This window comes from Neobacillus fumarioli NBRC 102428 (assembly GCF_001591485.1).
Lineage (GTDB): Bacteria > Bacillota > Bacilli > Bacillales > Cytobacillaceae > Neobacillus > Neobacillus fumarioli.
The window spans coordinates 1-11,517 of sequence record NZ_BCUZ01000084.1 but is presented as its reverse complement, the minus strand read 5'-3'; the positions used below and the strand labels follow the sequence as shown (position 1 = coordinate 11,517).

Below are 11,517 nucleotides of genomic sequence, written 5' to 3'. Positions count from 1 at the left end.
CTTATGAGCATACATTACAAAAACGAATGTTTATCATGAAATGCATAACAAAATCAGATGGAATGAGGAAAGAGATATGAATATCCAAAAATATAGGGCATTTGTAAAAGCAGTAGAATTGGGTAGTTTTACAAAAGCTGCCGAAACATTGGACTATTCACAGTCTGGGATTAGCCGTATGATTAACGATTTAGAAAAAGAATGGGGGGTTTTCCTTTTAGAAAGAGGACGTACGGGTATCAATTTAACCTCAGATGGTTTCAAGTTACTGCCCCAATTAAAGAGAATTTGCAATGAGTATGAAATCTTAATGAAGCAAATCGAAGACTTACACAATATGGAATCTGGGATAATTCGTATTGGGACATTTTCCAGCGTAGCATCTCATTGGCTTCCTAACATTATTAAAGTTTTTAAGAAGGATTATCCAAAGATAGATTTTGAATTTTTGCTTGGTGATTATACAGAAATTGAGAGCTGGATCCTAAATGGGCGTTGACTTCGGATTTTTGCGGCTACCTACAAAAGCAGACCTTGAAACAATCTTTTTGGAACAAGACCGTTTGCTGGTAGTGATTCCACAAAATCATCCTCTTGCTAATTGCGAAAGGTTTCCCATCAATGGCTTACTGAACAGTCCGTTTATGCTGTTGGAAAAGGGGGCAAAAGCAGAAATCTCCGAAATTTTTGAGAGGCACCATATTTCACCGAATGTTAATTTTACAACATGGGATGACTATGCCATTATGTCTATGGTGGAAAATGGGCTAGGAATCAGTATATTACCAGAATTGATATTACAGCGTATTCCTCACAAAATTATAGCGAAAGAGCTTGAGGTTCCTGCTTTCAGAAATATTGGTGTTGCTATGAGAGAACAAAAATCACTTTCCCTTGCGTCCAATAAATTTTTAGAATATTTATCATATAGGAATAGAGAATGAATGAGTATGATGATCGAATTGTTAAAACACAAGTAACATCCTGTTTAAAATATTTCAATTCATGGGTTCGCACCAGTAAGGAATATACAATCAATCAAATTACAGAAGCAACGGGAATCAGTAAAACCTCTCTGTATAGATACTTAGACAAAGCAAAAATTAAGGGATTTACATTTTGTGTAAATCATCTGACGAACTAGAGCAGCAACCCTGTGACTAGGCCTTTATGGCATGTTGGATCACATAAATTGCAACATTTTTTGTATGCCTTTTTTAAGCTGTCTCCAAAAAACAACCATCTCTTCATCCTCGCCAGACACCTTCTATTCATTCGAAGGCATCTGGCTCTTTGTTGGCTTTGCAAAAATTTAGCTGAATTTTTTTCGTCTCATCCACTGCGTGGCCGCCCACTTATCACCGATGATGATCGGTGCACCGCCATGTAAGGTTAACTCGTTTAACGATTGGTCATTGTAGAAGTATTCGAAGTACACAGCCATTCCTTTTTGGGGAGAAACGGAAAAATTAAGTTTCGGAAAGTAGGTCTCCCCGCCTTGTTCGACATCATTCAAGTACATAACGAGGGTGCTGATTCTCGGATTTGTTCCTATTTTATTTGCAGAGTTGAAAAAATCAAAATGAGCTTTATACTCTTGGCCCTGTTTATAATTCAGAACTTGAATACCTTCACCATGTTCAACAGGAATATTCATGATTTGGGATATTCTTTTTTCAATTCTTTCAATCATATCATTCTCGCCTGGTTGAAAGAACATGCTGTTGCTTGTTCTGAGATCATGGATTTCGCGTGCAGCGCCTATTTTTGAACGCTGTAGTCGATCTTGTGCCATACGAATGAGCGCATTACATTCTTCATCACTTAGTACATTGCCCAAAATGACAATTAATGGTTCTTCCATTCGGGCAATGATGTTAATTTCTCGATCATCTGTTTTAATTTTATTTCCAATGTGATTAAAAATAGTTTGCTCTTTTGCAATCGTATCCATTGTCAACTTCCATCAACCTCTTTAATTATTTGTTATTTCCGAAATAATTAGATCAGTTTGATACTGAAAGCTGTTTATTCGTGAAGTGTTTTAATTTGATGGTTGCTCTTCTTTTGATTTATTCCCTCCTCTCATACAATATCTATGGTTTCTATATTAAAATTTTACAAACTTAAAAGCTATATTTCTAGCGAATAGTGGAATTTTATTAAATATAGCCTCTTCTCTACATGCGTTCCAAGCTTCAATCATTGCCGATTTATCCTTTCCCAATTCTCATTCTTGCTCTTGTCATCTTTCAAATTAAAAAACTCCCCATATTTCTTGTGAAATCCTAGTTCCACTGTGCCAGTTGGTCCGTTCCGGTGTTTGGCAAGAATGATTTCCATTCGATCTTTATGTAGTGAATCCTTGGTATAGTAGTCATCCCGATAAAGGAAGGCAATGAGGTCAGCATCTTGTTCGATTTGTCCGCTTTCTCTCAGGTCTGAGAGGATGGGTCGTTTGTCCTGGCGGCTTTCAACGCCTCGGCTAAGCTGGGAAAGAGCGATGACGACGACGTTCAGTTCCCGGGCCATCGTTTTCAGCGATCTGCTAATTTCACTAATTTCAGCGTAACGATTTTGCTTATAGTTGGGATCACCCTTGATAAGTTGCAAATAGTCAATCACCACCAGGATCCGTTTTTGTTTGCCTGCCTCACTGCGAATTTTGCGAACTTTTGACCATATATACGGAACATCCATTCCGGCTCGGTCGAAAAGATGTAAATTTGTCTTTGATAACTTGCCAATCGCCTCGGAAAAACGGAACCAGTCTTCTTCTTGAAAATCTTTTCTCGGGTTTTTCATTTTGAGGCTGTCGATTTTTCCTGTAAAGCAGGCCATCCGCTTTAGCAACTGGATTTTGGACATTTCGAGTGAAAAAATGATACTGATATCGTTCGTTGCTGCATGTAGGGCCAGATGAAGAGCAAAAGCAGTCTTCCCCATACTCGGGCGTGCCCCAATAATGACCAGATCCGATTCCTGGAAACCGCCAGTCAGTCTGTCCAATTCGGTGAAGCCAGAAGGAATTCCGTTTAGATCTCCTTGGTCTTTCTCACAGGAGAAGTACAAGTCGACAAGAGCTGGTACAATATCTTCCGTTTCGTCGTCGGCTCCATCTTCTTCAATTCTTCGCAAATTTGCAATTCCCTCGCTAAGGACCTTGCTGATTTCAGCCTCTCGTGCCTGTTCCATGATTTTCTCGGCAATTTGAATGGTTTTCCGTTTTTGAGCATATTCCTTCACTAATTTTTCATAAAAATGGAAGTTGGCAGTCGTGGGAACACTGTCCGCCAATTGGGAAAGATAACTGACCCCGCCGATCGCCTCGATATGACTCCCAAGTTCCTCAACAACTGTGATGAAATCAACCGGAATGCCTTTTTCATCAAGACTGCGGATTGCTGAATAGATGAGACGCAACTTAGTTGAGTAAAGCTGCTCCGGAAGAATGGTACATTCTTTTACCAAGCCGCTGTCTAGAAAGAAAGATCCGACCAACACCTCTTCTGCTTCATGATAATAGGGTTCATATACGTACATCGTGTTCACCTCTATCGATCCCCAATATCTCTCTCATCTTCGCCAGTGATTTTTGAATGGTTTCGGGGCTTGCCGGAACAATCGAATTTTGCAAGATCCCCTTCGTTTCTTCCGAATTTGGAATGGTCCCCGCATTTTTGATTTTCGCCACAAGATGAAATAATGTAGGTGGTTCAGGTGAAGCTGCTGCATGGGAAAATAAGTTTTCTTGCACTGCTTTAAATGGATAGTTTTTCAGCACTTCATGCCAAAGGTTCACTTTCTCTTGATCAAAAACAAAATTGTCATATAGGTATGAAATTTCCTTCATGATTTCAAAGGTTTCCCGCTTAATCATCTAAATCAAAATCCTCCTCACGGTAATTTCTTTGAAAAGACTTCTGGTTAAGATACGATTCAAACTTCGTTCCAAATAATGTTTCCGGGCGCAAATACTTATTCATCTTCGGATTGTGCAGCCATTCAGCTGTTTTGATATCAATCACTTTTTTAAAGTCCTTGATGGTAAAACCTTCCTTCCATCTTGCTCGAATCGCGTCTTTTGTTTTACTAGTTGTTGGTTTGTAGGAAGAATTTGTTTTTTCATTGAGGTATGTAACGATCTCGAAAAACGGAATGTTTTTCTCTGCTGTAGTTTCTGTTGTATTCTCTGGTATTGCTTTGGTCAGTTTGGCATGTACATCAGGGCATTCTGAACCCATCACTGGATCAATTTGAGCAGACGACGACTCATTCCCTTGGTTTTCTAAAGAATTTAATTTTTCATAATCAATGGTATACCACTTCGTCTTATCCATTTTGGATGTATTCCAATTCTCAGAAATCAAGAAGCCTTTTTTCTCAAGTGAATGAATCGTACGTTTGATCGTGCTTTCCGACCAAAACGGAAATTGCTTCTGCCATTGCTGATAGGTATTGTAAATCCATTTCCGCCCCTTGACCATATGTGAGCTGGTTGAGAGCCAATAATGAATCTGCTGCAGAACAACCGATTCATTTAACCCGATTTTCACTGCCAATGACGGAATAATCATCATTGGACTTTCCTGAATCAATAACTTGCTCAAAGCTACTCCTCCTTAACAATTGGTTGGTCTCATCGATCGGCTCACCGGCCTTTCATCTTATATATAGTGATTAATTCGGAAAAAGGACAGGATGGTAGAGAAAAAAATTTAAAATATGATAGAAGTATAAAAAAGGGCACTCATAAGGGGCTGAGTGTCTGGAGTGCATTTTTTAACAATTTTGGAGGTTGAAAAAGTAGTTATACGGGAGCCGCCCCATAAAATGGGGATATTTCGGTAAACTCAATTGTTTTGTTCTAACTTTTTAATCTCTTCCTCACTAAGAGCTGTTACTTTCATAACCGTGTCAATATTTATTCCTTCTTTTAACATTTTTTAGCGGATTCCTTAATTCCCTCTTCCCTACCAATTTTTTTGTAATACTTTGCAATTGAGGTATCATTGTAAATTAACGTTTACTGGTAAACCCTTCATTGTCTTTGCTCAATTGACTCATGACATGAATGAATTCTTTTGTTGCAGGTGTGACTTCATCAAAGGAGTTTGTAATGATACCAATATCTCGGGTTATCTTTGGATGAATATCTTTTATGGTGAGATTGTGAGAAACAGAAGATAGTGTAAAATTCGAAATAATGCCTATGCCCAAGTTCTTTTTAACCATATTTATTAACGTATCGGCAGTTTGGACGGTCAGGTTCTCTTTAAACGGAATGTTGTGTTCTTGAAGTATGGTAGATATAGCGGTCTCATGTCCTCCTTTACAAAATATAATATCATCCTGATATTCCTCAAAATCAATTTTCTTTTTATTCTTTGCTGGATGATGTTCTGAAATGATTGCGACCATGTAATCATGGGTTAAAATTTTATATTCATAGTTATCAAAAGGGGACGTAACGATCCCCATATCAACCGTTCGATCCTTTACCCATTCTTTGATTTGATTTGAGGTTCCTTCGAATAGTTCTATACTAACGAGCGGATATTTTGACCTGAATACGGCGATGGTTTCCGGCAGTAGATTCGTTGATGCTGCAGGAAATGACCCCACTTTTACCTTACCACTTAGAAGTTTATTCTCCCGGCTAGCAATTTGGTATATTTTGTTCTCGATCACCTTCATCTTCCTGGCAAGTACCAGAATTTCTTTCCCCACATCGGTGAGCAGTAATCTATTGTGTTTATCCCTAATAAACAATTTGATATTCAACGATGTTTCTAGATTTTTAATCGCTTTGCTCACGGCCGGCTGCGATATAAACAATGCTTTGGAAGCTTCCGTAATATTCAGTTTCTCTGCCACTTCTATAAATATTCTGAGATTGTTTACGTTTATACTCATAACCAATAAGTTATCTCCTCTATTCAAAAAATGTATTTCAGTTATACAAAACTATACCATATAATAACAATCATCAGTCAATACCTCAGAAGAAAATTCAACGCAGTGACTCATTCCTAATTCCAAGGATGGACACTTTTAACTATGAAGGAGGAAATGTTTTATGAGTAATCACGCTAAAGAAACCGCCCTGTCGAAATTGTCTACAGTCCGATCACCTCGTTCCTGGCGGATATGGGCAACCGCCTGGATGGTAACGGCAGTCTTTATTCTTTCGAATTCTGCTACCCCGCTCTATGTTTACTGGCAGTGAAATATAGACTTTTCTAACGGGACGCTTACTCTGGTCTTTGCGTCTTATATCGTGGGCCTTCTCCTGACGCTTCTTTTCGCCGGCCAGCTCTCTGATCGGTTCGGACGTAAACCAGTACTGTTCCCGGGTCTGACTGCAGCCGTTCTTGCTTGTCTATTGTTTGCCACTGCGTCCTCCGTGACAGTTCTTCTCACTGCCCGTTTTCTGTCAGGCATTGCTGTCGGCGTAATCGTCTCAGCGGGCATGGCATCGGTCGTGGATGTCGGAGTGCCCAATCGGAGACAGTTGGCTTCGCTTGCTGCATCGGTAGCCATGGTACTGGGCGCGGGTCTCGGACCACTGCTAGCGGGGGCCTTGGCTGTGGCACTGGCAAAGCCGGTGGTTCCAATCTTTGCAGTCGAACTTGCTGTATTGGCGACCGCTTTTGTCGTTGCAGGAACACTACCAAAAAGACATATTCACTCCCATCAACAGAACAACTGGCGTCTGCACTTGCCAAGTGTACCTAAAGTAAATCGACTGGACCTAGCATTCGGAATCGCCATTTTCGCACCTGGCATTACAGCTACATCCTTCATATTAGCGCTCGGTCCCTCGCTTCTGGCAAAGCTTCTACACGTCACCAGCCCTCTTATCGCGGGAGGCACGGCCTGTATCATGTTCCTGACGGCAACAGGCGTACAGTTCGCGGTCAAGAAACTACACGTTCGAACAATTTTCCTGACAGGTGCTTCTCCCATTTTTCTGTCTATGATCAGTGTTGCGGTGGCCGTCAATGCCTCTGTTGCCCCGCTGATTGTGATCTCCTCCGTTCTAGCCGGTGCTGGTCAGGGCCTCGGACAACTCTGGGGTCTGACGCTAATTAGCCTTCATGTCCCAGAACATCGCAGGGCTGAAGCGAACGCAGTACTCAACATTGGCGGCTATATCCCAGCTGCCATCTTACCCGTTTGCACGGGCTACCTGATCGATGTCATGGGGCTGACAATCGGCGCAACTGCCTTCGCAGCCATCCTGTCTGTAGTAGCCGTTTCTGCAGCGCTTTTTGTTCGCACACGACTTCAAAAGGAGTGAAAATACGTATATTAAATCCACTAATGAGGTACGTGGTATCCTCATCCTAAAGAAATACGCCTGATTATGAAAAAACAAGGTTTTTACGTTGCGTCTTCCATATGATGGAAGACACAAATTTTCCTGGGTTAAAACCAATTGAAGGATGGCACCGAAATAAGATTTCTAATTTATGAGGGTTTCTCTTTTCAAGAAGTATTTTCTGTGAATGCGCCTGTGCCTGGCCCATATTCAACAATGTATTTTGCTGTTTTAAAATCAATTCCTTCTATCATTTTGTCTCCCAGAAACCTTGAACTGGGAAGGATGGCACTAACTGATGTTGGATTCACAATATATTCAAATAAGAAAGAAAGAGTTTTCATTATTCATCACCCCACTGATTTGTATTCATAGTCATACTTTAGAATCCAAATCTGAAGAAATGGAGGCAAAAATTCTTAAGTTTTGAATAAGCCGGAGCAGTGGAAAAAGATAGGGGAAAAATAAAACAGCCCCTGAAGTGGCTGTTTTATTTAAAGGAAGGATTTTCTTCTCATTACATCAAACCAAATGACATTACACCAAACATAACCGTACCCTCTCGCGGTCTTAATTACAAAGTCTCCGATTCCAATCGAAATCCTTCCACAACTACCTCTTCATCGACTTCCAGCAATAAGCAGCGTTTTCCTTGATATGTAATATATTTGACATATTTTAAGTCTTTTGGGTCAATGGTTACATCGGCGACTTTTGTATTGATTTTGATTGACTTGGGAACTAGGCTGCTAGCTTTGAATTCATGTTTTTCATCGTCTACGACTGACTTAAAAGCATGTTCGACTTTGGCCGGTTCAACATTTTCTACCCCGCTTACGGTTAAAATGCGCTCGATATCCCGATAATCCAATGTAGGAACTTCGCTTTCTTCATTTTCTTCATTCTCTTGCACTAGCTTATCAATTTCTTCATACACATTCGAAATAACTCGGGAGTCCACTTCATCGCCCATGACTTCTTTTAAAATTAGATCGAAACAGTCTTTATCCTCTTGGGCCGTGATGATCCCTTCACAATTCAGAACCTCTTCAATAAATCTCTCATCCGGTTGATTGGCTTTTCCAGCACAATATAGAATATGGTTTACATCTTGAGCATTGTCGTTAAATACAGGAAAAAGAAAGCCAGTTAATGGAGAGTCCAAATTAATTATTGGATCAAAGACATGATACGACTTAAATTCTTTCTCAATATAATCAAACATTAAGGCTTTTTTCGGCTGATCTGTTTTGTTCAGACTGCAAAGGATAAACGGATTGGCATACACTTCGTCATCCCCGCCTTCTTCAGACTCTGAATCCCTTTTTCGGGTTGGCTTTCGATATTCCCCCCGGATAAATGTCACGACAGTATCAAAATCAAAAACGGTTTGCGCAAACATTTTTCCGACAATTTCCAGCATATATTCTTTCCAATCTTCTGTCGAATCTGCTTGTATTCCTTCATAGAGAATGGCCTGCGTGCTGTCTTCTACCTCTCGTTTAAATTTCAACTCAAACAGTTTCGTATCCAGATGACCTGTTAATACCTTTTTGAAATTTGCCAAAAACAATTCTTGCGCTTCCTGCTCTAGCATTTGAAACGGCTGGCTCGCATGATGGTAAATCTCCCCTGATTCTTTCTGTACATACACATTAAAGATTTCACGGATGTTCATTAAATGGTTATTTAATTTAAATTGTTTCCGTATATTGGCAATGTCTTTTTTGTTCATTCCTCTCAACTCCCATTCCTGATTATACTTTTCTAACAAGAAAATTGTAATACTTTTCACAACAGGAATCAGAAAAAAAGAAAAAGCAAAAGGCAGCCGGTGAATTCCCTGCTGCCTTTTGCTTTAAAATTTCTTATTGAAGCGGACGTGAAATATGGCTTAATGCATCCCCTGCTTCATTAATATGAATGTCAACGGTTGCCAAGTCTCCAATCGCGCAAATGCCAATCATTTCCCCATTTTGGACAACTGGAATGCGACGGATTTGATGCTCTGCCATCATACGAGCACACTCGTGTACATCTGTATCCGGTGAGCAAGTAATTACATCAGATGTCATACAATCATGGCAATGAACAGAATTGCAATCATTACCATCAGCTACGCAATTGATAACAATGTCACGGTCGGTGATCATGCCAACCACTTTCTTCCCTTCACAAACAGGAACAGAACCGCAATTAACTTCCCGCATAATTTTTGCTGCGGCAGTTACCGGCTCATGCGGTGTACATACCCTTACATCTTTTGTCATAATATCTTGGACTTTTGTCATTTTCTTTTCCTCCCTTTAGGTTGTAACATGGTTAGTTTCTCCCCTTCCAGCTAGAAAAATGCAAAGGAAATAACTGGCTATTTCCCTAAAGATGATCCAGGCTTTATATCCCCAACCTATGACCTTCTATTTCGGATCGGCTTAAAGTTTTTTAATTTTAATTGGACTGACCATTAAAATGGCAAGGATTAAGGTGATCCACGGATTGCTGTAAGAAAAAAACCCCATACCGGCTAGTGGCAGTCCAGCGGCCGGAATTGGCAACCCTTTAAAATACCCAATCGTCGGTTTGGCACTAAATTTGGCTAATCGTAATGCCCCCATCATCGGGAAAAGGATAAACGCTAGGGAAGTTAAGATGGAAGGTGCTGCGATCGAATGAAACAAGAGCGCCGGAGCAACACCGAAACTGACAATATCAGCAAGAGAATCTAGTTCCACACCAAATTCACTATTCACATTTAATTTTCTCGCGATTCTTCCATCAAGAACATCTAAAGTCGCAGAAAAGAAAATCATAATAGAGGCTAGTTCCAAGAATCCGCTCATATTCAGGGTGATCGAAAGAACACCGCATAATAAATTTCCAAGTGTAAATAAATTGGGTATCGCTTTAATGGCTTGATCAAACAAGTCAGTTCCCCTCCTTATGAAATAGCATTTTCCAAGTTATTCTTAAAAATACAAAGGGTGAGAATCCAATACGTTTGTAATCAGACCGTCACATATGGAATAGGACAATTTCATTAGCAATTTTTCTACTCGTACATCATAGTATGCATAAGTTACCTTATTGTAAAAGGAGTTTGAATACTATTGAAAGTAATGACTATTCTTGGAACACGCCCGGAAATCATTCGGTTAAGTCTGATTATTCAAAAGCTGGATAGGTTAACCGATCATATTCTCGTTCATACTGGACAGAACTATGACCGCTCTCTTAGCGATCTGTTTTTTGAACAACTGGAAATTAGGCAGCCTAACTACAAAATCCAATTAAGCTCTCACACATTTGGTCATCAAGTCGGAGAAATGTTTTCAGAAGTGGAAAATATCATCACAAAGGAGAAACCGGATAAGATTCTTTTATTGGGTGACACGAATAGTGCCCTTTGTGCCCTGCTTGCAGAACGAATAGGTGTGCCTGTCTACCACATGGAAGCAGGAAACCGCTGTTTCGATACATCTGTACCCGAAGAGATTAACCGAAAAGCAATTGATGCTGTTTCATCCTTTAATTTGCCTTATACGATGCTGAGTCGGGAAAATTTAATACGAGAAGGGGTCCCGAATCATAGGATTTGGGTATCGGGAAATCCTATTTATGAAGTGCTTCAGCACTTTAAAGAAAAAATTGATAAAAGTGACATCTTAGAGATTATTGGCATTCCTATTAATGGATATATGGTAGTAACAGCCCACCGTGCAGAAAATGTCGATAATGAAGAACGGCTCCGTCACATCGTAGATGCACTAAAGCTAATTGCGAAACAACATCAAATCCCCATCATATGCAGTGTACATCCACGTACACGCGATCGAATGAAAAAATTTCATATTGTTTCGGGAGAACCGCTAATTCACTTCAGTGAACCCTTTGGATTCTTTGATTTCGTCAAACTTCAAAAGCATGCACGCTGCGTGATCACTGACAGCGGAACGGTTCAAGAAGAAAGCTGCATCCTTCATGTACCAGCCGTCACGATCAGGAATAGTACGGAAAGACCGGAGACCGTGCTCTGCGGCAGCAACGTTGTGTCTGGTGTCGATTATCAAGCGATTGCAGATAGTGTTAACTTAATGGTTCAATCAAACCATTCATGGAAATTACCCGAAGGTTATGACGATCCAAATGTTTCAAACAAAGTGGTCAACATGATCTTAGGCGGCCTCCATCATCTC

General features: G+C 40.2%; 12 protein-coding genes and 3 pseudogenes. 5 read left to right on the top strand and 10 right to left on the bottom strand.

Annotation, left to right across the window (positions count from 1 at the left end):
* Positions 1–76: 76 nt before the first annotated feature.
* Together BFU02S_RS11660 and BFU02S_RS16780 are read left to right on the top strand one after the other, a co-directional pair.
* Positions 77–944 (top strand): annotated as a pseudogene (locus BFU02S_RS11660) (LysR family transcriptional regulator).
* Positions 945–1,018: 74 nt separating this feature from the next.
* Positions 1,019–1,144: pseudogene (locus BFU02S_RS16780) on the top strand (helix-turn-helix domain-containing protein); the annotation flags it as partial.
* A gap of 168 nt (positions 1,145–1,312) precedes the next feature.
* On the opposite strand, the gene BFU02S_RS11650 reads toward BFU02S_RS16780, so the two are convergent.
* The 6 genes from BFU02S_RS11650 to BFU02S_RS11630 form a co-directional block, all read right to left on the bottom strand.
* Positions 1,313–1,954: a 2OG-Fe(II) oxygenase gene (locus BFU02S_RS11650; protein WP_066370719.1), complete on the bottom strand. Its 642-nt coding sequence runs from the start codon at positions 1,952–1,954 to the stop codon at positions 1,313–1,315.
* A gap of 248 nt (positions 1,955–2,202) precedes the next feature.
* Positions 2,203–3,543 carry a replicative DNA helicase gene (gene dnaB, locus BFU02S_RS11645; protein ID WP_066370715.1) on the bottom strand — a complete coding sequence of 447 codons (1,341 nt, stop codon included), beginning with the start codon at positions 3,541–3,543 and terminating at the stop codon, positions 2,203–2,205.
* Positions 3,530–3,880, bottom strand: coding sequence for a replicative helicase loader/inhibitor (locus BFU02S_RS11640; RefSeq protein ID WP_066370712.1), 351 nt, complete (start codon positions 3,878–3,880; stop codon positions 3,530–3,532). Before BFU02S_RS11640 ends, dnaB begins: the two co-directional genes overlap by 14 nt.
* Positions 3,873–4,610 carry a conserved phage C-terminal domain-containing protein gene (locus tag BFU02S_RS11635; RefSeq protein WP_066370709.1) on the bottom strand — a complete coding sequence of 246 codons (738 nt, stop codon included), beginning with the start codon at positions 4,608–4,610 and terminating at the stop codon, positions 3,873–3,875. Before BFU02S_RS11635 ends, BFU02S_RS11640 begins: the two co-directional genes overlap by 8 nt.
* Positions 4,611–4,853: 243 nt before the next feature.
* Positions 4,854–4,943: an Rpn/YhgA-type helix-turn-helix domain-containing protein gene (locus BFU02S_RS17825; protein ID WP_501193342.1), complete on the bottom strand. Its 90-nt coding sequence runs from the start codon at positions 4,941–4,943 to the stop codon at positions 4,854–4,856.
* A gap of 76 nt (positions 4,944–5,019) precedes the next feature.
* Positions 5,020–5,916, bottom strand: coding sequence for a LysR family transcriptional regulator (locus BFU02S_RS11630; protein WP_066370723.1), 897 nt, complete (start codon positions 5,914–5,916; stop codon positions 5,020–5,022).
* Between the two features lie 163 nt (positions 5,917–6,079).
* Here BFU02S_RS11630 and BFU02S_RS17140 point away from each other — a divergent pair, with 163 nt between their 5' ends.
* Positions 6,080–6,229, top strand: coding sequence for a hypothetical protein (locus tag BFU02S_RS17140; protein WP_218005653.1), 150 nt, complete (start codon positions 6,080–6,082; stop codon positions 6,227–6,229).
* 3 nt (positions 6,230–6,232) lie between these two features.
* Complete coding sequence (locus BFU02S_RS11625; protein WP_218005654.1) at positions 6,233–7,303, top strand: MFS transporter; 1,071 nt, start codon at positions 6,233–6,235, stop codon at positions 7,301–7,303.
* A gap of 157 nt (positions 7,304–7,460) precedes the next feature.
* Here BFU02S_RS11625 and BFU02S_RS16420 read toward each other — a convergent pair.
* The 4 genes and pseudogenes from BFU02S_RS16420 to pssA all read right to left on the bottom strand — a co-directional run.
* Positions 7,461–7,668: pseudogene (locus BFU02S_RS16420) on the bottom strand (SAM-dependent methyltransferase); the annotation flags it as partial.
* A 230-nt stretch (positions 7,669–7,898) separates the two neighbouring features.
* On the bottom strand, positions 7,899–9,059 hold the full coding sequence (locus BFU02S_RS11620; protein ID WP_066370706.1) for a DUF4317 domain-containing protein: 1,161 nt from the start codon (positions 9,057–9,059) through the stop codon (positions 7,899–7,901).
* Between the two features lie 133 nt (positions 9,060–9,192).
* Positions 9,193–9,615, bottom strand: coding sequence for a CBS domain-containing protein (locus BFU02S_RS11615; protein ID WP_066370704.1), 423 nt, complete (start codon positions 9,613–9,615; stop codon positions 9,193–9,195).
* Between the two features lie 141 nt (positions 9,616–9,756).
* Positions 9,757–10,248, bottom strand: a complete 492-nt coding sequence (pssA, locus tag BFU02S_RS11610) for a CDP-diacylglycerol--serine O-phosphatidyltransferase (protein WP_066370701.1) — start codon at positions 10,246–10,248, stop codon at positions 9,757–9,759.
* A 183-nt stretch (positions 10,249–10,431) separates the two neighbouring features.
* Here pssA and wecB point away from each other — a divergent pair.
* A partial coding sequence (gene wecB / locus BFU02S_RS11605; RefSeq protein ID WP_157075919.1) for a non-hydrolyzing UDP-N-acetylglucosamine 2-epimerase occupies positions 10,432–11,517 on the top strand: 1,086 nt, incomplete at its 3' end.

Coding starts and splice junctions, on each gene's coding strand:
- BFU02S_RS11640 (WP_066370712.1), bottom strand. CDS start 3,880: ATGATTAAGCGGGAAACCTTTGAAATCATGAAGGAAATTTCATACCTA.
- BFU02S_RS17140 (WP_218005653.1), top strand. CDS start 6,080: ATGAGTAATCACGCTAAAGAAACCGCCCTGTCGAAATTGTCTACAGTC.
- BFU02S_RS11630 (WP_066370723.1), bottom strand. CDS start 5,916: ATGAGTATAAACGTAAACAATCTCAGAATATTTATAGAAGTGGCAGAG.
- BFU02S_RS11620 (WP_066370706.1), bottom strand. CDS start 9,059: ATGAACAAAAAAGACATTGCCAATATACGGAAACAATTTAAATTAAAT.
- dnaB (WP_066370715.1), bottom strand. CDS start 3,543: ATGTACGTATATGAACCCTATTATCATGAAGCAGAAGAGGTGTTGGTC.
- BFU02S_RS11615 (WP_066370704.1), bottom strand. CDS start 9,615: ATGACAAAAGTCCAAGATATTATGACAAAAGATGTAAGGGTATGTACA.
- BFU02S_RS11650 (WP_066370719.1), bottom strand. CDS start 1,954: ATGGATACGATTGCAAAAGAGCAAACTATTTTTAATCACATTGGAAAT.
- BFU02S_RS17825 (WP_501193342.1), bottom strand. CDS start 4,943: ATGTTAAAAGAAGGAATAAATATTGACACGGTTATGAAAGTAACAGCT.